Raw genomic sequence first — 21,520 nt, 5'->3', positions numbered from 1 at the left:
GCTGCCGGGCGGGACTACTTGGTGCCGGCCGAGAGCCGGTAGCGACGCACCGAGAGCGGCACGAAGACGACCAGGATGATCGCGACCCACAGCAGGGTGTAGAGCACCGGGTGCTGCATCGACCAGGCGTCGGGCACGGCGCCGCGCGGGTCGACGTTGCCGAACAGCTCGCGGCTGGCCTGGGTGAGCGCCGAGACCGGGTTCCACTCGACCAACGTGCGTAGGAAGCCGTCGAAGGACTCCAGCGGCACGAAGGCGTTGGAGACGAAGGTCAGCGGCATGATGACGATGAACGAGGCGTTGTTGATGACCTCGACGCTCGGGACCATCAGCCCGACCCAGGCCATCACCCAGCTCACGGCGTAGGCGAACAGCAGCAGCAGCGCGAAGCCGAGCACCGCGTCGAGGAAGCCCTCGCGGATGCGCCAGCCCACGAGCAGGCCGGTCAGCGCCATGATCGCCAGGCTCAGCACGTTGTAGACGACGTCGGAGGTGGTGCGGCCGACCAGCACCGCGGCCTGCGACATCGGCAGGGACCGGAACCGGTCGATGATGCCCTTCTGCATGTCCTCGGCCAGCCCGGCGCCGGTGAACGTCGCCCCGAAGACGACGGTCTGGGCGAAGATGCCGGCGATGAGGAACTCGCGGTAGCCCACGCCGCCGGTGTCGATCGCGCCGCCGAAGACGAAGGCGAAGAGCAGCACGAACATGATCGGGCTGATCAGCACGAAGACGAGCACCTCGGGCACCCGCTTGATCTTGATCAGGTTGCGCTTGGCGACGACCCAGCCGTCGGTCAGCGCGCGGACCACTCCGGTGGGGCGGGACTGCTCGAAGGTCGGGGCGGGCGTGCTCATCGGGTCACCTCGGCGGTCTCGGAGGGGTCGGTCGTGGGCTGGTCGGACTCGGTCGCGTGACCGGTCAGGCTGAGGAAGACGTCGTCGAGGGTCGGGCGGCGCAGACCGATGTCGAGCACGGCGACGGACTCGCGCTCGAGGCCCTCGAGCACCCGGCGCAGCGCCCCGACGCCACCGTCGACGGCGGCGGTGAGCTCGCGGCCGTTCTCCCCGACGCCGACCTCGCCGCTGGCGACCTCGCCCAGCAGGGACCGGACCCGGTCGCGGTCGGCGGGGTCGGCCAGGACGACCTCGACCCTTTCGCCACCGGTCTGCGACTTCAGCTCGTCGGCGGTGCCGCGGGCGATGGCACGACCGCGGTCGATGACCAGGATGTCGTCGGCGAGGCGGTCGGCCTCCTCGAGGTACTGGGTGGTGAGCAGCAGCGTCGCACCCGAGGCGACCAGCTCGCGGATGACGTCCCACATCTGCACCCGGCTGCGCGGGTCGAGACCGGTCGTCGGCTCGTCGAGCACCAGCACCGGCGGCGCCGCGACCAGCGCACCGGCCAGGTCGAGGCGCCGGCGCATGCCGCCGGAGTAGGTCTTCGAGGGCCGGTCGCCGGCGTCGGCGAGGGCGAAGCGCTCCAGCAGCTCGTGCGCGCGGGCTCGCGCCTGGGTGCGGCCCATGCCGTAGAGCCGACCGACCATCTCGAGGTTCTCGAACCCGGTGAGGTGCTCGTCGACCGCGGCGTACTGGCCCGAGAGGCCGATGCGCGAGCGCACCCCGTCGGGGTCGGCGAGGATGTCGACGCCGGCGACGACCGCGGAGCCCGCGTCGGGCTTGAGCAGCGTCGTCAGCACGCGCACGGCCGTGGTCTTGCCGGCGCCGTTGGGGCCCAGCAGGGCCAGGACCGTGCCCTCGGGCACGGTGAGGTCGAGGCCGGCGAGGGCCTCCACCTCCTTGTAGCGCTTCACCAGGCCGGTGGCCGTGATCATGTCGGTCATCGCGTCCTCAGTCGTCGTGGGGTGGTCGTCGTCGGAGAGGTGGATCGAGGTGGCGGGGCATCGCCCGAGGATGCCGTCGCGACGCTACTGACCGCCACCGACATCCGAACTCATCGGATCCCGCACCGGAGTCCTCGTCGGTCGCCGTGTCCCCGGACGGGACCCTGGACGAGACCCTGGACAGGGCACGCGCGGTGCGTCAGCGTGAACCGCATGAGCATCGGGACGGTGACGTTCACGCCACGAGGAGCCGACAGCTGGGCCGACCCCTGGGGCGAGTACGCCGCGCTGCGCACCCACGACCCGGTGCACCACGTGGTCCCGCCCGAGCACCCGGAGCGCGACTACTACGTGCTGTCCCGACACGCCGACATCCTGGCCGCCGCCGTGGACACGCAGACGTTCTCCTCCGCGCAGGGCCTGACGACGGCGTACGGCGAGATCGAAGCCATCGGCCTGGCCGAGCCGCCGCTGGTGATGCAGGACCCGCCGGCGCACACGGCGTTCCGCAAGCTGGTCGCGCGCGGGTTCACCCCGCGCCAGGTCGCCGACCTCGAGCCGGACGTCCGCGCGTTCGTGCGGGAGCGGCTGCCCGCGCTGGCCGACGGCGGGGACGTGGTGGAGACGTTGTTCAAGCCGCTGCCGAGCATGATGCTGGCGTACTTCGCGGCGCTGGTGGAGCGGCGGCGCCGCGAGCCGCTCGACGACCCCGGCCCCGACACGGTCGCCCACCTCGTCGCCGCCGGCCGGGCCGACGACCAGGACGGCCTGGTCGCGGTGCTCGGCTACGTCTTCACCATGGTCACCGGCGGCAACGACACCACCACCGGGCTGCTCGGCGGCGCGGTGCAGCTGCTGGCCGCCGACCCGGCCCAGCGGGCGCGGCTGACCTCCGGCGAGGTGCCGGTCGAGGTGGCGCTCGAGGAGCTGCTCCGCCTGACCTCCCCCGTCCAGGGCCTCGCCCGGACCACCACCCGTGACGTCGAGCTGCACGGGGTGGAGGTCCCGGCCGGCCGCAAGGTCCTCCTGCTGTACGCCGCCGGTAACCGCGACCCGGAGCGCTACGGCCCCGACGCCGACTCGCTGGACGTCGGGCGGCGCCCCTCCCAGATCCTCACCTTCTCCCAGGGCAGCCACCACTGCCTCGGCGCTGCCGCCGCCCGGCTCCAGGGACGGGTCGCGCTGGAGGAGCTGCTGGCGGCGTACCCGGACTTCGAGGTCGACCCCGCCGGTGTCCGGTGGGCGCCCGGGCCCTACGTCCGGCGGCCCGCGGCGGTGCCGTTCGTGGGCCGCCCGTGACGCTTCCCACCGTGGTGGGACTGGAGTAGCATCGCGGCATGAAGATCAGCGTCAGCCTCCCCGACGAGGACGTCGCCGCGCTCGACGAGTTTGCGCAGCGAACAGGCCTGCCGTCCCGTTCGGCGGCAGTGCTGCACGCGGTCCGGCTCCTGCGTCACCCCGATCTGGAGAGCCACTACGCCGAGGCATGGGAGGACTTCGAGTCCTCGGGCGAGGCGGCGGCCTGGGCAGCGGCGACGGCCGACGGGCTCGATCGTGCGCAGGGGTGAGATCCGTCTGGTCGACCTCGACCCGGCTCGTGGCAACGAGGCCGACAAGCGTCGCCCGGCGATCCTTGTCAGCAACGACCGGGCCAACCTCACGGCGGCGCGGCTCGGCCGCGGGGTGGTGACGGTGGTGCCGGTGACCAGCAACACCGATCGGATCCTCGCCTTCCAGGCCCTCCTGCCGGCGTCCGACACGGGGTTGCGCCTGGACTCCAAGGCCCAGGCCGAGCAGGTCCGCTCGGTCTCGGTGGAGCGCATCGGGCCGCTGCTCGGCCGGGCCTCGGCCGAGGTGTTGAGCGCCGTCGACGACGCCCTACGCCTCCACCTCGACCTGTGAGCCGGCCACTCGCCGACCGGGTGGTGGTCGTGGGCGGCATCAACGCCGACCTCAAGGCCCGCACGACAGCGCCGCTGGTCCCCGGGACCTCCAACCCCGGCACCGCCACGCTCACCCCGGGCGGGGTGGGACGCAACGTCGCCGAGAACCTCGCACACCTGGGCCGCCCGGTCGCCCTCGTCGGCGTGGTCGGCGACGACGACCTGGGCCGGCTGGTGCTGGACGCGACCGCCGCGGCCGGGGTCGACGTGTCCCACGTCCGCACCCACCCCGGGCCGACCGGGTCCTACACCGCCCTGCTCGACCACCGCGGCGAGCTGGTCGCGGGCGTCGCCGACATGGCGGCCGCCGACGCGACGTCGCCCGAGGACGTCCTGCGCGCCGCCGACGTCGTGGCCGGTGCCGGGATGGTCGTGCTCGACGGCAACCTGCCCGTCGCGACCTTCACGGCCGCCCGCGCCCTCGCGGCCGAGCACGGCGTGCCGGTCGTCGTCGACCCGGTGAGCGTCCCCAAGGCGGCCCGACTGGCCGAGGAGGTGCGGGACCTGCTGGCGGTCACACCCAGCCAGGGGGAGCTCGAGGCGCTCGGCGGGGTCGCCGCCCTGCTCGCCCGGGGGGTCGCGCTGGTGTGGGAGAGGCGTGGGGCGTCCGGGTCGGTGCTGCACGCGGGGTCCGGCGCTGGCGCGGTCGAGCTGGCGGCCCCGGTGACCGAGGTCGTCGACGTCACCGGCGCGGGCGACGCGATGCTCGCGGCGTGGTGCCACGCGGTGCTGTCGGGCCGCGGCCACACTGAGGCGGCGGCGTACGCCCACGAGGCGGCGGCGCTCACCGTCGCCTCCCCGCTGACCGTCCGTCCCGACCTGGAGGAGATGCTGGCCCGATGACCGTGCACCCGATGCTGACCCTGACCGACGAGGTCGCCACCGCGCTGCGCGAGGGACGCCCGGTCGTCGCGCTGGAGTCGACGATCATCAGCCACGGCATGCCCTACCCCGACAACGTCGCGATGGCGCTCGAGGTCGAGTCGATCGTGCGAGCCGGTGGTGCCGTGCCGGCGACCGTCGCGGTGCTCGACGGGCGGCCGCGGGTCGGGCTGTCGGCCGAGGACCTCGAGCTGCTGGCCAGCCACCCCGACGTGGTCAAGGCCAGCGTGAGGGACCTGCCGTACGTCGCCGCGCGCGGCCTGCACGGCGCCACCACCGTCGCCGCCACGATGCGACTGGCGTCGATGGCCGGCATCGAGGTGTTCGTGACCGGCGGCCTCGGTGGCGTGCACCGGGGCGCCGAGACCTCGATGGACCTCTCCGCCGACCTCACCGAGCTCTCGCGCACCCCGGTCGCGGTGATCAGCGCGGGGGTGAAGTCGATCCTCGACATCGGCCTGACCCTCGAGGTGCTCGAGACGCTGGGGGTGCCGGTGCTGGTGGAGGGGAGCGACGAGTTCCCGTCGTTCTACTCGCGGGCCAGCGGGTTCGCCGCGCCGATGCGCGTGGACGGTGCGGCCGAGGCCGCCGCGGTGGCGCGCGCGACGTGGGACCTCGGGCTGGAGTGCGGTGTCGCGCTCGCCCACCCCGTGCCCGTCGAGGAGGAGATCCCGGCCGAGGAGATCGGCGTCGTCATCGACCGCGCCCTTGCCGACATGCACGCGCTCGGCATCACCGGCAAGGCGACCACGCCCTACCTGCTCGGACGCATCGTCGAGCTGACCGGCGGGTCGTCGCTGGCCACCAACATCGCGCTGGTGCGGGCCAATGCGGCGTACGGCGCGGCCGTGGCCGTCGCGCTGGCCGGCTGACGCCGGGGGCGGTGCGTGGTCAACCGTTCTGCTCGGACTGTCGGTCGATGACTCACCGCTCGACGCGGCACCGGCCGGGGCGGTGAGTGGTGAACCGATCCGGGTGGGCCGTCGGTTGATCGCCCACCGCCGGTCGCGGCCTGCCCCGAGGGCGGGTGCGTGGTCAACCGTCCCAGTTGGGCAAAGCGTTGAGGACTCACCGCCCACCCCGGGTCAGCGGGCCGCGGCCGTGACCCGGTAGCGCACGAACGACGGCACGACCAGCGCCGCGACCACGACGCCGACCACCACCAGCACGCCGCCACCCGCAGCGGCCGCACCGGCGCCGACGGCCGCGGCGGTGGCACCGTGCGCGACGTCGGCGACCCGGGGTCCACCGGCGACCACGACGATGAACACGCCCTGCAGGCGACCCCGCACCTCGTCGGCCGCGGCGCTCTGCAGCATCGAGGAGCGGAACGCCGCCGACGCCATGTCGGCCGCGCCGCCCACCACGAGCATCAGCAGCGCGGTCACGAGCATGGTCCGCTGCCAGCCCGCGCCGCCGGCGTCGGCTAGCAGCACCGCGACGCCGAAGCCGGTCATCGCCACGCCCCACACCACGATGCACACGACGACCGCCAGGCCCTGCCTCACGATCCGCGACACCCAGCCGCTCAGCACGCCGCCGACCACCGCACCGGCCGGGATGCCGGCGAAGAGCAGCGCGAAGGTCAGGCCGCCCTCCTCGGGGCCGCCGAAGTCCAGGTGGGCGATCTCGGGGAACAGCGCGCGCGGCATCCCGAAGACCATCGCGATGATGTCGACCACGAACGACATCAGCAGCACCGGCTGGTGCCGCAGATAGGCGAAGCCGTCCACGACCGCCCGGACGCCGGGCACCGCGGCCGCCACGCCCTCGATGCGCAGCGATGGCAGCCGCACCACCGCCCACAGCGTGGTGAGCAGCGAGACGGTGTCGAGCGCGTAGAGCCAGCCGAACCCGGTGAACGGGATGAGGATGCCGGCGACCAGCGGACCGGCGATCGCACCGGCCTGCATCACGGTCATGTTGAGGGAGTTCGCGGCGGGCAGCTGCTCGGGCGGCACCAGCCGGGGGAGCAGCGCGCTGCGGGTCGGCTGGTTGACCGCGAAGAACGCCTGCTGGAGCGCGAACAGCCCCAGGAGCAGCCACACGTCGCCCACGCCCGCGAAGGCCTGCACGGCGAAGAGGCCGCTGGTGACGATGAGCCCGATCGTGGTGACCAGCAGGATCGTGCGGCGGTCGAAGACGTCGGCCAGCGCACCGCCGTACAGGCCGAAGACGACGAGGGGCACCAGTCCGAAGACGCCGGTGAGCCCGACGTACGCCGAGGAGCCGGTCATCGCGTAGATCTGCGCCGGCACCGCGACGACCGTGAGCTGCGCGCCGATGACCGTCACGATGTTGGCGGTCCACAGGCGTCGGAAGTGCGGCTCCTTCAGGGGCCGGGTGTCCGCGGTCAGCCCGCGCCACCGTCCGGCCGGCACCCCGGCCGTCGACCTGCCCGCCCTCGCCACGCGCCAGAACCTACGCCTGCCGGTCACCAATCCTGCGCCGAGGGTCACGAGCCCACAACGAACCGGCGCCGACCGTTGCCCCGGCCGCACCCTTTACTGTCTGCTGGCCCACGGACAGGAGGTCATCAGGTGACGGTCGTCGATGCCGACGTCGACTTCGGGGAGCTGGACAGGCAGGGCGGCCTGGGCGTGCGCTGCCTGGGGGTCGTGCACCTCTACCGCACCTTCGAGGGCCACGACGTCGTCGCGCTGCAGGGGGTCGACCTGTCGATCCGGCCCGGCGAGCGGGTGGCGTTCCTCGGGCCGTCGGGCTCGGGCAAGTCCACGCTGCTGACGCTGCTCGGCGGCATCCAGCGCCCCAGCGCGGGCCGGATCCTCCTCGGCGACGCCGAGATCTCCCGGCTCCCGGAGCCCGAGCTCGCCCGGCTGCGCTCCCGCCGCGTCAGCACCATGCTGCAGGGCGCGACGCGCAACCTGCTCCCCTACGCCACCGCCCGGCAGAACATCGCCTTCGCCCGGCTCGCCCTCTCCGGCGCCGAGCGCAAGCAGGCCGTGCCCGACCGCGAGGTCTCGACCGGCCCGCAGCTGCTGCTCGCCGACGAGCCGACCAGCCAGCTCTCCCACGAGGACCGCGACGCCGTCATCGGCCTGATCCACGAGCTCGGGGACGAGCTCGGCACCACCATCGTCGTCGTGACCCACCAGCCCGAGGTCGCCGCGACCTTCCCGCGCACCATCACGATGAAGGGCGGCCGGGTCGGCCTCGAGGGCCGCGACGGGGCGGAGTACGTCGTCATCGGCGCCGAGGGCGTCGTCCACCTGCCCACCCACCTCGCCGAGCAGTGGCCGCAGGGCACGCTGGTGCGCATCGAGCCCGAGGACGCCGACCGGCTGCTGGTCTCCCGCTCGGCTGAAGCTGTCACGGGAGCGGTCGACGGAGAGGCCCCCACCGCGTGAGCGACCTGAGACTGAGCGGGGTGCGCTACGAGCTGACCCGCACGCTGCTGCACGACCTCGACCTGACCTTCGCGGCCGGCCGGATGACCGCGCTGTCCGGGCCGTCCGGCTCCGGCAAGACCACGCTGCTCTCCATCGCAGGCGGTCTCCTCCGTCCGACCGCCGGCGAGGCGACGTACGCTGGAGCGCCGATGTGGCGCGGCACCGGCGACCCGCGCCCGGAGGTCTCGTTCGTCCTGCAGGTCTACGGCCTGGTGCCGATCCTGTCGGCCCGAGAGAACGTCTCGGTCGCGCTGCGCGCCCGTGGCGTCGACCCCGACGAGGCCGACGAGCGGGCCGCGCAGGCGCTGGCCCGCTTCCACATCGCCGACCTCGCCGACCGTCAGGTCGAGGAGCTCTCCGGAGGTCAGATGCAACGTGTGGCACTGGCCCGCGGCCTCTGCGTCGAGGCCGGGGTGCTGCTCGCCGACGAGCCGACCTCCGAGCTCGACGAGGGCAACCGCGGGCTGGTGCTGGCCGAGCTGCGCCGCGAGGCCGACCGTGGCGCCGTCGTCGTGGTCGCCACCCACGACCCCGCCGTGGTCGACGCCTGCGACGACCACCACGCCCTCGACGAGGGGCGCCTGGTCGACCACACCGAGCCGGTGCACCTGCCCGTCACGCGGTCGTACCCCGACCCGGGGAACGGCTCGACCGGAGGGTCTCCCGTGACCCCCTCTCACGACACACCCTCCGATCCGGCCCCGGTGGTCGAGCAGGGAGGAGCGCCAGCGACGAGCGGGCGTCGAGACCACCCGGCGGAGACGTCCGATCCGGTGCGCTCGGACCTCGACCAGCCCGGGGACGACGACCCGTACGAGCTGTTCCGCCGACCCCCGGGGAGCCCGTGAGCGGCACGCGGCCGCGGCTGCGGTCCCGCACCCTGCGGGGGGCGTGGGCGCGCCGGGGCACGCTGCTGCCCCTGTTCCTGCTGACCGTCGTGGTCGTCGGTGGTGTCGTGGCCGTGGTCGGGTTCGCCGCCGCCGCGGGGACCTCGCGCCTGCTGGCCGTGCCGCTGCTGCTCGTGGGGGCCGTCGCAGTGCCCGCCACCGGTCGCGAGCTGGCCGCCGCCCGGCGTACCGAGATCGCCCTGGCCCGCCTCCGCGGCCTCGAGGGCGGCGAGCTGTTCACGCTGCTGCTCGTCGAGCCGCTGCTGGTGCTCCTGCTCGGCGCCGCAGCCGGCACCGGAGCCGGCCTCGTCGTCGCCGACCTGGCCGCCCGGGCCTGGGTCGGCGACCCGATGGGGACCCCGGGTGCCGACGTCGCCGCCGCCGTCGCGGTGGTGCTGGTCGTCGCGCTGGTCGCGGTGCTCGTCGGCATGGCCGCCGCGCTGCGCGAGCCGCTGGTCGCCCAGGTCCGCGGCGCCGCCCGCCCCCGGTCCTCGGGAGTGGCCTCGGTCTTCGCCCAGGTGCTCGCGGTGGTCGGTGCGGTGGTCGCGGTCTACCGCGCCCGGGTCGTCGACGGCACCCAGTCCGACCTGCTCGTCCTCGCCGGCCCGGCCCTCATCGGGCTCGCCGCCGGGCACGTCGCGCTGTGGCTGATGGGCACCCTCGCCCGCGTCGGGGTACGCCGGACCGGCCGGCGTGGTCTGCCGGCCTACCTCGCCACGCGGCGACTGGCCCGCTCGGCCGATGCCGCAGCGCCCCTGCGGGTGCTGGTCGCGGCGGGCGTCGTGGCCGGGCTGGCGGTCACGGGCGCGGTGCAGGTGGCGGCCTGGGCCGACGAGACGCTCTATCGCCAAGACCCGGTCTTCATGCTGGGGCAGGGGGCGGGTCTGATCGTCTACGTGCGCAATCTGGTGCTGATCTCGCGCCAGAAGGAAAGCCTGACATGAGCGGGGGGCACGCCGATGCCCTTCGGGGCAGTGCGGGGGCTGACATGGGACCACAAGAGCAGGCCCGGCGCCTGACGCAGATCGCCCTCGTCGCGATGCTTGGCCTTGTGCTGGTCGAGGTCGCGGGGGTGAGCCCCCGGGAGGAGGGCCGGCTGCGGCCGCGGGTCGAGGTGGCGCTGCGCCGTACCTCGGGGCAGGAGATGCGCGTGCGGGTGGACAGCGAGGTCGGGCTCGACGGTGCGTCCCGGACGGTCTCGACCCCGGTGGACTGCGTCGAGGGCTGCACGGTCGTCTCGATCACCCTCGCGCGCGCCGACGACGACCGCGCGCTGCCGTTCCTGGTGACCGACCTGCGGCTCGGGTCGACCTCGGTGCTCGACCGGCCCTGGTCGCCTGCCGACGCACCCAGCGCCGCCGGGCCGGGCGGACCCGTCGAGGTCGCCGAGGGACTGCTCGCGCCCGCGTCGGACGAGCCGCTCACCGCCGTGCCCTCCCGGGGCGAGGGTGCCATCCCGGTCCTGGTCACCCGCACCGCCACCTGGGACGGCGACCCGGTGCTGGAGTCCCCTGGAGGCGAGGACCTGGCGGCCCGCGTGCTGGCACGCTTCCCGGCGCTGCCGCTGGTCGAGGCCGACGGCGTCTACGCCGACCTGCCGCGGGCCGCGGCCGGGGCCCCGCCCACGATCCCGGCGGCGGAGGTGATGGTGCTGGCCCGCGACAACGCGCCGGACGCCCTCCTGGCCGCGCTGGAGGAGGAGACCGGGGCGCAGGGCCGGCCGTTGGCGCGCGTGACCGAGCAGGTGCGCGACGCGACCGGGGCTGCGCAGGCGCAGGCGTACCTGATGACCGCGATCTGCTGCCTCCTGGTCGCGCTGCTGGTGCTCGTCACCGCGGTCGCCCGGCAGCGCGAGGCCTGGGTGCGCGACGTGGCGGCCCTGCGGGCCGTCGGTGTCGACCGGGCGACGCTGCGACGCAGCACGGTCGTCGAGGCCGTGCTGCTGCTGGTGGCGACCGGGGCGGCGGTCGTGACCGGTGTCTACCTCGCGGTGGCGCTGCTGCTCGGCAGGCTCGGCCTGGTGCTGGTCCCCGAGCACGCGGTCGCCCTGCGCACCGCCGTCGCGCCGCTGCCGCTCGTGCTCCCCGCGCTGCTCGCCTCGCTGGTGGTGGTCGTCGTGCTGTGGCGAGGCCGCGAGGTCGGTGGCCGGGAGTCCGCCCCGGCGGTGCTGCGCGAGGAGGCCCGATGAGGGGGCCGGCGCTGCTGTCCACGGTGCTGCGCGGCCTGCGCTCGCGGCTGCTGCTCTCGATCGGGTCGGTCGTCCTCACCGCGCTCGCGGTCGGCTCGGCGGTGCTCGGACCCGCCTTCCAGAGCGCGGTGACCGGGTCGTTCCTGGTCTCGCGCCTCGCGGAGGCCCCGAACAACCTCACCGGGCTGTCCTGGGTCTGGACGCCCGACGGTGGGGCCGCCTCCGACCTCGACGGCGTGCTGGACGACGCGCGGGCGGCCGCCCGCGAGGCGACCGAGGAGGGCGGCGACGGCGCGGCGCTCTACGTCGAGCCCCAGGTCTTCGTGCGGACCCAGCAGACGGAGGGGCTCGGCGGCCTGGCGCGACTCGGCTGGGCACCCGGCTACTGCGACCACCTCGTGGTGGAGGGCCGCTGCCCGCAGGCGGCCGACGAGGTCCTGCTGCTCGCCCTGGACTCCACGATCACCGGCCTGTCGATCGGCGACACCTCGCCGGTGGAGGGCATCGGCACCGTCGAGGTGGTCGGCACCTACTCCGCCCCCGGGCCGGAGGAGGCCGACTACTGGTTCGAGTCCGGCCGGCTGAGCACCCGTCCGCCCACGCCGCCGCCGGCCAACATGCCCTACCAGCCGGCCCCGATGCTGGCGACCGCCGAGGCGGTCGAGCGGGCCGCGGCCACGGTGGGCTACGAGGTGCTGGTCGACCGACGGCTCGCGGTGCCCGCGGACCTCGAGGTCGCCGACCTCGAGCGCGTCGCCGAGGTCGCCCGGGCCCAGGAGGACCTCAGCGCCGCCCTGCCCGGCGGACAGCTCGTCGAGCGCTCCATCAACGACATCGACGGGGTCGTGGACGAGGTCCGCGACCAGCAGGCCACCGCCCGGGCCTCGGTCTCGCCGGCCGTCATCAGCCTCGTGCTGGTGGCGCTGGCGCTGCTGCTGCGCCTGCTCACCGCCGCCGCGGACCTGCGGATGCCCGAGCTCGCGCTCGCCTCGCTGCGCGGCCTGCCGCGCCGCCGGATGTGGTCGCTGGGGATGTCCGAGCCACTGACGCTGCTCGCGCTCGCGGTCCCGGTCGGGGGCCTGGTCGGCGTCGGCACGGTGCTGCTGCTGATCGAGGCCTGGTTGGTGCCGGGACTGCCGCTGCGGGTGCCGTGGACGTCGCTGGCGGCCGGCGGGCTGGTCGGGCTCGGCGCCGCCACGGTCGCCGTGGCGGCAGTCGGGCTCGTGGTGCGGATCCCCCTGGAGGACCAGCTCAGCGGCGTACGACGTCCCAGGCGGGCGCGCCGCGCCGCGGTCGTCGCGCAGCTGGCCCTGGTCGCCGCGGCGCTCGCGGTGCTGCTGAGCAAGCTCAGCTCCACCGAGCGCGGCCGTCCCGACGTCACCGACCTGGTCCTCCCGGTCCTGCTGGCCGTCGTCGCCGGTCTCGGCGCGACCCGGCTGACCTCGTCGCTGGCGACGTGGTGGACCCGCGCGGTGCCGCACACCCGCTCGCTCGGCTCGTTCGTGGCGGTGCGCGCGCTGTCGCGGCGCCAGGAGGGGACGCTGGTGATCCTGCCGGTGACGGCGGCGATCGCGATCTGCGTGTTCGGGGCGGGGGTCTACGACTCCTCCTCGGCCTGGCGCGCCTCCGTGGCGGCCACCCGTGCCCCGGCCGCGGTGCTGTGGACCTCCGAGCAGAGCCTCGACGACACCGTGGGCCTGACCCGCGGGATCGACCCCGACGGGGAGTGGCTGATGGCGGGCAGCACCATCGCCACCCCGCAGCCGGGGCCGGTCTTCTCCGTCCTCGACACCACCCGCCTGGCCCGCGTGGGCCTCTGGAACGAGCAGTGGACGCCCGGCACCTCGGCGTCCGAGGTCGCCGGCCTGCTGGCCACCGGGCCCGTCCCCGTGGTGACGGGCAAGCGGGTGGGCCTCGACCTCGACAACCGGCTCACCACCGAGGAGCCGTTGGTCGTCCGGCTGCGGCTGGTGCCGCCGACGGACCGGCCGCGCACCGTCTTCCTCGGCCCGGTCGGTGAGGGACGCTCGGTCGTCTCGGAGCGCACGCCGTTCTGCCGCGACGGGTGCCGCCTCGAGCAGATCACCCTCGGGTCGGCCGCCGCGCTGCCGACCGCCATGGACGGCTCGCTCACGATCGAGTCGGTCACCGTCGACCGGCAGCCCGTCGCCGACGCGCTCACCGGCGGCGCCTGGGCGCTGGTGCCGGGCGCGACCGGCAACGACGCCGTCGACTCCCTCCGGCTCGACGGGGCCGGGCTGGCCGTGTCGGTCTCCAGCCGGAGCCCGGTGATCGTCCAGATCGGCGCGGGGGACCCGCCCGCGCGGCTACCGGTCGTCGCGGGGGTCGACGCCCGCACGGAGTCCTCGGCCGACGCCTACAACGCCGGCACGCCGCTCAGCTTCGACGTCGACCCGGTGCTGGAGGCGGGCAGCGTGCCGCTGCTCGGCCCCCGGGGACTGCTCATCGACTACGACACCTTCGCCACCGGCCGGAAGGTCTACGACCAGAACACCGAGGTCTACGTCATGGCCCGCGCCGACACCCCGCCGTCGGTCGTGGGGGCGCTGCGCGACGCCGGACTCACCGAGGAGACGACGTACGCCGAGGTGAAGGCGAGCCTGGACAACACGGCGTACGCCCTGGCGCTGCGGCTCTACGCCGTCGTCGCCGCCCTCGTGCTGCTGATGGCCGTCGCCTCGTTGGCGGTCTCCACGGCGGTGCAGCTGCCCGCGCGTCGTCGCGACGCCGCCGCGCTGCGGGTGGTGGGCGTGCCGCGGCGGCAGGTGATGGGGGCGGTGCTGCGCGAGCTGGTGCTGGTGCTCGGAGGCACGGCCGTGGCCGGGCTGGCCGCCGGGTCGCTGGCGCAGTACGTCGTCCTGCGCACCGTCACGCTCGGCTACGCCGAGACCCTCTCCACCCCGGCCCTCGTCGCCGCCATCGACCCGTGGCGGCTGGCGCTCCTGGCGCTGGTCACCGCGTTGCTCTTCGGCGCCGTCGCCCTGGTCTCCGCGACCCTCACCGTCCGGGGTGCTCGGGGGTCGACGCTGCGGGAGTCGGCGCGGTAGTCGGCTGGTGTTGGGCAAGGTTCATCGGCCAGCCGATGAACCCGTCCACGGGACGACAGAACTTCGTCGTCCAGCTTCCGGGTATGTCGGCCGGCCGATGAACCTTGCCGGTCCCACCGGCACCCTGCGTCACACCCTTCACTCCCGGCACAGCCTCCACCCACCCGGCGGCAGGTCCAGCGCGGCGTCGGGGCCCCACGAGCCCCGGGGGTAGGACTGCACCGCGGGCGGGGAGTCCAGCAGCGGCTGGCAGACCTGCCAGATCCGGTCCACCTCGTCGGCGCGGGTGAACAGCGACCGGTCCCCGCGCAGCACGTCGAGGATCAGCCGCTCGTAGGCCTCCAGCGGGTCGGCGTCGGGCACGTCGCCCAGGTCCAGGCACATGGTGGCCCCGGTCAGCTCCATGTCCGGGCCGGGCAGCTTGCCCTGCAGGTGCAGCGTCACCACGGGGGAGTCGGTCAGCTCCAGCACCAGCTCGTTGCAGGCGACCGAGCGCTCGAAGATCCCCGACTGCGGTGTGCGGAAGCGGATGGTGACCGTGCGTCGGGTGGCGGCCATCGCCTTGCCGGTGCGCAGCAGGAACGGCACGCCGCGCCAGCGGTCGTTGTCGACCCAGGCCTCGAGCGCCACGAAGGTCTCGACGTCGGAGTCCGGGTCGACGTCGTCCTCCTCGCGGTAGCCCTCGAACTGGCCGAAGACGCTGCGCTCGGGGTCCAGCGGACGCATCGCCTCGAAGACCGCGGCCTTGGCGTCGCGCAGCGCGCGGGCCTCGAAGGAGCCGGGGTCCTCCAGCGCCACGAAGCCGAGGATCTGGGTGAGGTGGGTGGAGATCATGTCGCGCAGCGCGCCGGTGGACTCGTAGAACGAGCCGCGCCCCTCCAGCCCGAGCTCCTCGGGTACGTCGATCTGGACCGACTCCACCGAGCGCGCGTCCCACGCCGGCTCGAAGAGGCCGTTGGCGAAGCGGAGCGCGAGGATGTTCTGCACCGCCTCCTTGCCCAGGAAGTGGTCGATGCGGAACACCTGGTCCTCCTCGACGACGCCCTTGAGGGCGGCGTCCAGGTCGCGCGAGGACTCCAGGTCCAGGCCGAACGGCTTCTCCACGACCAGACGGGCCCGGTCCGTGAGCCCATCCTTGCCGAGCATCGCGATCATCGGCTCCATCGCGCCCGGGGGGATGGAGAGGTAGAGCAGCCGCCGGACCTCGGAGGCGTCGGCCGACATCGACTCCTCGGCCTCGCGGACGGCCTCGGCCAGGTCGGAGCCGTCCTCGGCGTCGGAGGTCTGGAAGCGCAGCCGCGAGAGCAGGTCGTCGGCGAGGTCGCCGTCGAGGTCGTCGATGCTGTCGTCGAGGGCCGAGCGGATCCGCTCGCGGAACTCCTCGTCGGTGCCGGGGGAGTGCCGCCCGGTGCCGATGACGGCGTACTCCTCGGGCAGCCGACCGGCGGCCGCGAGGTGGTAGAGCCCGGGGAGAAGCTTGCGGGAGGCCAGGTCGCCGGTCGCGCCGAAGAGGACCAGGACGTGCGGGGGCAGGGTCGAGCCGGTGGAGTCGCTCACGACCTCGAGGCTGCCCGGCGTCGCCCGCGCGGACACCACCCGCCCGGGGAGGGGCCCGTCGGGAGCCCGCGTGGGCGACCCTCACCCGTTCGAGCCAGAAAACGAGCGGGTGACCCCGTCAGGGGTTCTGACCTGGCATATTGCGGGGCATGAGTCTCGACAACGACACCGCCACCCGGGCCATCAGCGCCTACTTCGGGAGCTGTGTCTTCTCCGAGGAGCCCACGTGGTGCAGCGTCCTGCTTGACGAGGTCACCGACGCGTTCGACTCCCCGGACGACCTGCACACCGCCCTGGACCTGATGAACCTACGGGTGGAGGTACCCGCCACCAGCGCCTGAGGCGCAGGGCAGCAGCACCGACGAGCCAGGGGGGCCCGGCAGCAGGTCCCGGTCGGTGTGGACCTACGGCTGGAGCAGCTGGTCCCCGGTCCCGGGGTCGAGCACGCGGACGTACTCGGCGCTGCCGTGGATCTCGCAGTAGCTGGTGAAGGCGATCCTGACCTCGACCAGCCCCAGGTCGTCGGGACAGGAGGTCCCCCACTGCTCGACAGGAGCGGCCACGCTACGACCAGCCCCGACCTAGGCTGGCACCGTGCGACGACCTCGGCCCGAGCGGCCCGGACCCGGCCAGGAGTCGGTGTGGGACTACCCCCGACCACCCGCCCTGGAGGAGACCCACGAGCTGGTCGAGGTCGAGCTCGGCGGCGTGGTGATCGCCCGCAGCACACGCGGCTGGCGGGTCCTGGAGACCAGCCACCCGCCCACCTACTACCTGCCGCGCGAGGCCTTCGTCGACGGCGCGCTCGTCCCCACCCAGGGCAGCTCGCACTGCGAGTGGAAGGGGCAGGCGGCGTACGCCGACCTCCACGGCGGTGACCGCGTGGCGCCCCGGGCCGCCTGGACCTACCCCGACCCCACGCCGACCTTCCTCGAGCTGGCCGATGCGTGGGCGGTCATGCCCGGACTCGTCGACGCCTGCCGGGTCGACGGCGAGGTGGTGCGTCCGCAGGACGGCGGGTTCTACGGCGGCTGGATCACCGACCGTGTGGTCGGGCCCTTCAAGGGGAGCCAGGGCTCTTGGGGCTGGTAGCGAGGACGCGACCCGCGTGTCGAGACCCGGTGAGGTGGAAGACCACCCCAGCCCCCGTCAGCACCCGTTCTGGGACTTCTCGTCGCCCAGCAGCCGGTCGGCGAGCAGGTCGCACCACTGGCCCGACGCCGGGCCGCCGTTGACGGTGCCGTCGGACTCGCCGGGGTGCTTGACCCACAGGGTGCCGTCGAAGGCCTTGTCGAAGCGCAGCCGGGGCTTCTGGCCGATGCGCGCCCACGTGGGGTTGATGACGTCGCCGTCGACGGGGTTCTTGGCGCCGTTGCGCGAGGTGTCGACGACGTACTTCACGCCCTTGATGCCGAGCTTCCTCAGCTGACGCACCATCCACGCGGCGTAGTGCTTCTCGTCCTTCATCCGGCGGAAGTTGGAGACGTTGGTGCTGAAGCCGCGGGCGCCGGCGACGCCGGCCTTCTTCAGCAGCTCCGCGCGACCGTCCCAGGGCGTGTCGTCCTTGGAGGTGTCCCCGGTGGTCCAGCCGGAGTGGCCCGCGTCGATGTAGACCCAGGCGCCGGCCTTGGAGAGCTTGCGCACCGCCGAGCGGAGCGCCTTGATGCGGTTGTTCGCGTTGCCGCAGGTGCCCTGGTGGTAGAACGGCAGCGCGTCGGGCTCGAGCACCAGCATCGGCTTGCTGCTGCCGATGCCCTTGGCCACCTGGGCCACCCACTTCTTGTAGGCGTCGACCCCGGGCAGGCCACCGGAGGAGTACTGCCCGCAGTCGCGGTCGGGGATCGAGTACACGACGAGCATCGGGGTCTTGCCGGCGCTCTCGGCGAGGTCCACGTAGGTGGAGACCACGCCCGCGACCTGGTCGGTGGGGTAGTACTCCGAGCCGAGCCAGAGCGCCTGGGGCCGCTTGGCGATCTTCGAGTACGCCGGGCCCTGCTGGTGCGCGGGCATGCGCGTGTCGACGTACAGCCCGCGCGTCTTGCGTGGGTCCTTGGCCTTGCGGGCGGCGCTCGTCACGGCCCCCCTGTCGGCCCCCGTGTCCGCCCCGTCGGCGGCGCTGGAGGGCGGTCCGACCACCGCGGACGACCCCGCCACCAGGGCGAGGGCGGGGAGCGCGAGGAGCGCGCGGCGCAGCGTCAGGGCGAGGGGCACGACACCAGGGTGCGGGACGCGACCGCCTCCTGTCCCGGCAATCCCGAGGGCTTCACGCGCCGGTGGGGTCACCGAGGGGGTCGAGGAACAGGCAGAACGGGTGCCCGGCCGGGTCGAGCATGACCCGCACGTCGTCCTGCGGTTGCGTGGCGGCCTGGACCGCCCCCAGCTCCTCGGCCCGCGCGACACCCGCCGGCAGGTCGGGTACGCCGATGTCGAGGTGCGCCTGCATCTGCTGGTCACCCCCCGTGGCCGGCCAGCGCGGGGGCACGTGGTCGGCCTCGCGCTGGAAGGCCAGGCCGGTGGCGGCCCCGTGACCGGTGCCGCGCGGCTTCAGCACCACCCAGTCGGGTTCGTCGTCGCGGGTCTCCCAGTCCAGGAGCGCCCGGTAGAACGCGGCCAGCGCCCTGGGGTCGGGGGCGGCGAGCACGGTGCTGGAGAGGCGGAACCCGGTCATCGCGGACCCCTCAACGCGAGGCGCGGCGCTCGTACTCCGCGCGGGCCTCGGTGTCGACGGCGCTCAGCGAGCTGTCGGCCCGCAGGGCGTGGCTGATCGCGTCGCGGACCCGGCGCGGGAAGGTGTTGGTCCCGTAGAACAGGCCCTTGGCGTAGCCCGGGACCCAGGTCTCGAACTGCGGGCGGCGCACGGTCGCCAGCACTGCGTCCGCGACCTCCTCGGGCCGGCACGGTCGCATCCCGCGGGTCGCGGAGACGCCGGCGCCGAGCTCGGTGGCCACCACGGTCGGGAGCACCACGGAGACGTCGACGCCGACCGGGCGCAGCTCGCCGGCCATCGCCTCGGAGAAGCCGACCACGCCGAACTTGCTGGCGGAGTAGACCGCGCCGCCGGCCATCCCGATCCGTCCGACTGCCGAGGCGACGTTGACGACGTGACCGTGACCGCGGGCGCCCATCGCGCGGGCCGCCAGCCGGGTGCCGGTGATGACGCCGCGCAGGTTGATGTCGAGGACCTTGTCGATCGAGGCGTCGGACTGGTCGACCAGCGGGGAGAGCGGCATGATCCCCGCGTTGTTGACCAGCACCTCCACGGGGCCGAGCGCCTCGGCGCGGTCGAGGAAGGCGGCGAAGGACTCCCGGTCGGCCACGTCGACGACGTACCCCTCGGCTCCGCCGCCGACCTGCGCCGCTGCCTTGGCGGCGACGTCGTCGTCGAGGTCGCCGATGACCACGATCGCGCCGGCGTCGGCGAAGCGGGCGGCCGTCGCCAGACCGATGCCGCGGCCGGCGCCGGTGATGGCGACGACCTTGCCGCGCACGTCGCGGTCGGGGGTGCGGGAGAGCAGACGTGGGGCTGTGGTCCGGGTCACAGCCGGAGCGTAAACTGACAGCGGAGGCTGTCACCAGCCTCCGCCCGTGATCCGGCACGCCTCGGCGTGATTCATTCCACCGCCCGCGACGGGTAAAGAAGTGGGATGCTGTGAGCCGTGGCCGTCAAGCAGGGTGTCTACCGCGGGCAGAGCGCCGAGGAGCGCTCCACCGAACGCCGCGCCCGCCTGCTCGAGGCCACGCTCGAGGTCTGGGGGAGCCTCGACGGGCCGCCGGTGACGATGACCCGGATCTGCCAGCAGGCCGGCCTCACCGAGCGCTACTTCTACGAGCAGTTCACCGGCCTCGAGGCCGCGCTGAGCGCGGTGCTGGAGTCGATCTACGAGGAGATCCTCGACCTCACCGCCCGGGCCGTGGAGGAGACCGAGGGCGGCCCGGCCGAGCGGGCGCACGCCGCCGTCGCCGCGTTCGTCGGCATCTTCGTCGACGACCCGCGCAAGGGCCGCGCCGCGATGATCCTCGCCCCCAGCCGCCCCACCCTGCGCGCCCGCCGGCAGGCGATGCTCAAGGGCCTCGCCGACTTCGCCGAGGTCGAGGCGCTGGAGCTGTACGGCGACGAGGCCGAGCGCGGCAGCACCGGCGTGCTCGCCGCGATGCTGTTCGTCGGCGGTCTCTCCGAGCTGGTGGTGGCCTGGCTCGACGGCACCGTCGACACCACGCCCGCCGAGATCGCCGACGCCGCGACGTGGGCGTTCACGCGGCTCGCGCACCGATGAGTCGGGATAGTCCGCACGACTTCTCACCCTCAGCGCGCGCTGAGGGTGAGATCGGATGCGGACTATCCCGAGCCGACCCACTGACAGCGACACCGTGTCGCGGTTACTCTCCAGTACGTGACGGACGCACCCGTGCCGAGCTTCGGCCCCTCCCCCGACCACGTCGAGCTGCAGCAGTGGCTGCACACCTTCTCCGCCGAGGTCATCCGACCCGCGGCTGCTGAGTGGGACGAGAAGGAGGAGTTCCCCTGGCCGGTGGTCGAGGAGGCCGCCAAGGTCGGGATCTACTCCCTGGACTTCTTCGCCACCCAGTCCTTCGACCCCACCGGCCTGGGCATCCCGATCTTCATGGAGGAGGTGTTCTGGGGTGACGCCGGCATCGGCCTGTCCATCGTCGGCACGGCCCTGGCCGCCGCCGGCCTGGCCAGCAACGGCACCCCCGAGCAGCTGGCCGAGTGGGCGCCGGAGATGTTCGGCGAGCCCGGCGACCTCAAGATCGCCGCCTTCTGCTCCTCCGAGCCCGACGCCGGCAGCGACGTCGGCGCGATGCGCACCCGGGCGACGTACGACGAGGCGACCGACGAGTGGGTCATCAACGGCACCAAGACCTGGGCGACCAACGGCGGCCTGGCCGACGTGCACCTGGTGACCGCCGTGGTCGACCCCGACCTGCGCACGCGCGGCCAGGCCTCGTTCATCGTCCCGCCGGGCACCAAGGGCCTCTCCCAGGGGCAGAAGTTCCACAAGCACGGCATCCGCGCCTCGCACACCGCCGAGGTCGTCCTCGACCAGGTGCGCGTGCCGGGCCGCTGCCTGCTCGGGGGCAAGGATAAGCTCGACGCCCGGCTCGCCCGGGCCCGCGAGGGCGCGTCGACCGGCGGCTCGAACGCCAGCATGGCGACCTTCGAGCGCACCCGCCCCGCGGTGGGCGCGCAGGCGGTCGGCATCGCGCGAGCGGCGTACGAGACCGCGCTGGACTACGCCAAGACCCGCGAGCAGTTCGGCAAGCCGATCATCGAGAACCAGGGCGTCGCCTTCCAGCTCGCCGACATGGCCACCCAGATCGACGCCGCGCGGCTGATGGTGTGGCGCGCGTCGTGGAAGGCCGCGACGGGCGGGTCCTTCGACAAGGCCGAGGGGTCGATGTCGAAGCTCTTCGCCGGCGAGACCGCGATCAAGGTGACCGGCCAGGCGATGCAGATCCTCGGCGGCAACGGCTTCACGCGGGAGTACCCCGTCGAGCGCTGGGCGCGCGACGCCCGGATCTACACCATCTTCGAGGGGACCTCGGAGATCCAGCGGCTCGTCATCGCCCGCACGGTGTCGGGGGCCCCGATCAGGTGAGCAGCCAGGCCAGGCGGCCCGACACGATGGCTGCATGAAGCTGCTGCTCGCCCTGGTGATCATCGTGGCCCTTGCCTATCTCGGCTACCGGATGTTCTTCGTCAACGCGCACAAGAAGTGAGGC

The 21,520-nt window shown here is 73.8% G+C and carries 22 protein-coding genes; 14 read left to right on the top strand and 8 right to left on the bottom strand.

The features are described 5' to 3' along the window. Window positions 1-14: 14 nt before the first annotated feature. Both A6R01_RS18140 and A6R01_RS18135 read right to left on the bottom strand, forming a co-directional pair. Complete coding sequence (locus A6R01_RS18140; protein WP_292609042.1) at window positions 15-857, bottom strand: ABC transporter permease; 843 nt, start codon at window positions 855-857, stop codon at window positions 15-17. Continuing rightward, window positions 854-1,843, bottom strand: a complete 990-nt coding sequence (locus A6R01_RS18135) for an ATP-binding cassette domain-containing protein (RefSeq protein WP_292609039.1) — start codon at window positions 1,841-1,843, stop codon at window positions 854-856. Before A6R01_RS18135 ends, A6R01_RS18140 begins: the two co-directional genes overlap by 4 nt. 213 nt (window positions 1,844-2,056) lie before the next feature. Between A6R01_RS18135 and A6R01_RS18130 the strand changes: the two genes are divergently transcribed. The 5 genes from A6R01_RS18130 to A6R01_RS18110 are packed head-to-tail and all read left to right on the top strand — an operon-like array spanning window position 2,057 to window position 5,540. After that, the gene (locus A6R01_RS18130; protein ID WP_292609036.1) at window positions 2,057-3,142 is read left to right on the top strand and encodes a cytochrome P450; all 1,086 of its coding nucleotides are present in this window, start codon (window positions 2,057-2,059) and stop codon (window positions 3,140-3,142) included. A 38-nt stretch (window positions 3,143-3,180) separates the two neighbouring features. Continuing rightward, a complete protein-coding gene (locus A6R01_RS18125) occupies window positions 3,181-3,411 on the top strand; it encodes a ribbon-helix-helix domain-containing protein (RefSeq protein ID WP_292609031.1) in 231 nt (76 codons plus the stop codon). Beyond that, window positions 3,398-3,745 carry a type II toxin-antitoxin system PemK/MazF family toxin gene (locus A6R01_RS18120; RefSeq protein ID WP_292609028.1) on the top strand — a complete coding sequence of 116 codons (348 nt, stop codon included), beginning with the start codon at window positions 3,398-3,400 and terminating at the stop codon, window positions 3,743-3,745. The genes A6R01_RS18125 and A6R01_RS18120 overlap by 14 nt, the downstream gene beginning before the upstream one ends. Then, window positions 3,742-4,629 (top strand): PfkB family carbohydrate kinase, encoded by an 888-nt coding sequence (locus A6R01_RS18115; protein ID WP_292609024.1) that lies wholly within the window; start codon window positions 3,742-3,744, stop codon window positions 4,627-4,629. Before A6R01_RS18120 ends, A6R01_RS18115 begins: the two co-directional genes overlap by 4 nt. Then, window positions 4,626-5,540, top strand: a complete 915-nt coding sequence (locus tag A6R01_RS18110; protein ID WP_292609021.1) for a pseudouridine-5'-phosphate glycosidase — start codon at window positions 4,626-4,628, stop codon at window positions 5,538-5,540. The genes A6R01_RS18115 and A6R01_RS18110 overlap by 4 nt, the downstream gene beginning before the upstream one ends. A gap of 213 nt (window positions 5,541-5,753) precedes the next feature. On the opposite strand, the gene A6R01_RS18105 is transcribed toward A6R01_RS18110, so the two are convergent. Continuing rightward, window positions 5,754-7,079 carry an MFS transporter gene (locus A6R01_RS18105; protein WP_292609019.1) on the bottom strand — a complete coding sequence of 442 codons (1,326 nt, stop codon included), beginning with the start codon at window positions 7,077-7,079 and terminating at the stop codon, window positions 5,754-5,756. Window positions 7,080-7,208: 129 nt separating this feature from the next. On the opposite strand from A6R01_RS18105, the gene A6R01_RS18100 reads away from it, so the two are divergent. The 5 genes from A6R01_RS18100 to A6R01_RS18080 all read left to right on the top strand — a co-directional run bounded on the left by A6R01_RS18100 (window position 7,209) and on the right by A6R01_RS18080 (window position 14,221). After that, window positions 7,209-8,036 (top strand): ATP-binding cassette domain-containing protein, encoded by an 828-nt coding sequence (locus A6R01_RS18100; RefSeq protein WP_292609017.1) that lies wholly within the window; start codon window positions 7,209-7,211, stop codon window positions 8,034-8,036. Further along, entirely contained in the window at window positions 8,033-8,926 is an 894-nt protein-coding gene (locus tag A6R01_RS18095; RefSeq protein WP_292609015.1) for an ATP-binding cassette domain-containing protein, read from the top strand. Before A6R01_RS18100 ends, A6R01_RS18095 begins: the two co-directional genes overlap by 4 nt. After that, entirely contained in the window at window positions 8,923-9,909 is a 987-nt protein-coding gene (locus tag A6R01_RS18090; protein WP_292609012.1) for an FtsX-like permease family protein, read from the top strand. Before A6R01_RS18095 ends, A6R01_RS18090 begins: the two co-directional genes overlap by 4 nt. Window positions 9,910-10,037: 128 nt before the next feature. Next, window positions 10,038-11,153 carry a hypothetical protein gene (locus A6R01_RS18085; protein ID WP_292609009.1) on the top strand — a complete coding sequence of 372 codons (1,116 nt, stop codon included), beginning with the start codon at window positions 10,038-10,040 and terminating at the stop codon, window positions 11,151-11,153. Next, the gene (locus A6R01_RS18080; RefSeq protein ID WP_292609006.1) at window positions 11,150-14,221 is read left to right on the top strand and encodes an FtsX-like permease family protein; all 3,072 of its coding nucleotides are present in this window, start codon (window positions 11,150-11,152) and stop codon (window positions 14,219-14,221) included. Before A6R01_RS18085 ends, A6R01_RS18080 begins: the two co-directional genes overlap by 4 nt. Before the next feature lie 138 nt (window positions 14,222-14,359). Here A6R01_RS18080 and zwf read toward each other — a convergent pair whose 3' ends face one another. Further along, complete coding sequence (gene zwf, locus A6R01_RS18075; RefSeq protein WP_292609003.1) at window positions 14,360-15,778, bottom strand: glucose-6-phosphate dehydrogenase; 1,419 nt, start codon at window positions 15,776-15,778, stop codon at window positions 14,360-14,362. Between the two features lie 149 nt (window positions 15,779-15,927). Here zwf and A6R01_RS18070 point away from each other — a divergent pair, with 149 nt between their 5' ends. Continuing rightward, window positions 15,928-16,119 (top strand): hypothetical protein, encoded by a 192-nt coding sequence (locus A6R01_RS18070; protein WP_292609000.1) that lies wholly within the window; start codon window positions 15,928-15,930, stop codon window positions 16,117-16,119. Between the two features lie 63 nt (window positions 16,120-16,182). Here the strand turns inward: A6R01_RS18070 and A6R01_RS18065 are convergent, their stop codons facing one another. Continuing rightward, window positions 16,183-16,341, bottom strand: coding sequence for a hypothetical protein (locus A6R01_RS18065; RefSeq protein WP_292608998.1), 159 nt, complete (start codon window positions 16,339-16,341; stop codon window positions 16,183-16,185). Between the two features lie 31 nt (window positions 16,342-16,372). Here A6R01_RS18065 and A6R01_RS18060 point away from each other — a divergent pair, with 31 nt between their 5' ends. Beyond that, the gene (locus A6R01_RS18060) at window positions 16,373-16,870 is read left to right on the top strand and encodes a DUF427 domain-containing protein (RefSeq protein WP_292608997.1); all 498 of its coding nucleotides are present in this window, start codon (window positions 16,373-16,375) and stop codon (window positions 16,868-16,870) included. A 57-nt stretch (window positions 16,871-16,927) separates the two neighbouring features. Here the strand turns inward: A6R01_RS18060 and A6R01_RS18055 are convergent, their stop codons facing one another. Genes A6R01_RS18055 through A6R01_RS18045 form a run of 3 tightly spaced genes read right to left on the bottom strand, consistent with a single transcriptional unit; the run spans window position 16,928 to window position 19,317 of the window. Continuing rightward, a complete protein-coding gene (locus A6R01_RS18055; protein ID WP_292608995.1) occupies window positions 16,928-17,989 on the bottom strand; it encodes a glycoside hydrolase family 6 protein in 1,062 nt (353 codons plus the stop codon). A 52-nt stretch (window positions 17,990-18,041) separates the two neighbouring features. Next, a complete protein-coding gene (locus tag A6R01_RS18050; protein WP_292608992.1) occupies window positions 18,042-18,446 on the bottom strand; it encodes a VOC family protein in 405 nt (134 codons plus the stop codon). 10 nt (window positions 18,447-18,456) lie between these two features. After that, a complete protein-coding gene (locus A6R01_RS18045; RefSeq protein WP_292608989.1) occupies window positions 18,457-19,317 on the bottom strand; it encodes an SDR family oxidoreductase in 861 nt (286 codons plus the stop codon). 117 nt (window positions 19,318-19,434) lie between these two features. On the opposite strand from A6R01_RS18045, the gene A6R01_RS18040 reads away from it, so the two are divergent. Then, the gene (locus A6R01_RS18040; protein WP_292608986.1) at window positions 19,435-20,052 is read left to right on the top strand and encodes a TetR/AcrR family transcriptional regulator; all 618 of its coding nucleotides are present in this window, start codon (window positions 19,435-19,437) and stop codon (window positions 20,050-20,052) included. A 117-nt stretch (window positions 20,053-20,169) separates the two neighbouring features. Further along, entirely contained in the window at window positions 20,170-21,396 is a 1,227-nt protein-coding gene (locus A6R01_RS18035) for an acyl-CoA dehydrogenase family protein (protein ID WP_292608983.1), read from the top strand. Window positions 21,397-21,520: the final 124 nt, after the last annotated feature.

The organism is Nocardioides sp. REDSEA-S30_B4 (assembly GCF_001627265.1).
Lineage (GTDB): Bacteria > Actinomycetota > Actinomycetes > Propionibacteriales > Nocardioidaceae > Nocardioides.
This window is presented reverse-complemented; position numbering and strand designations above follow the sequence as displayed.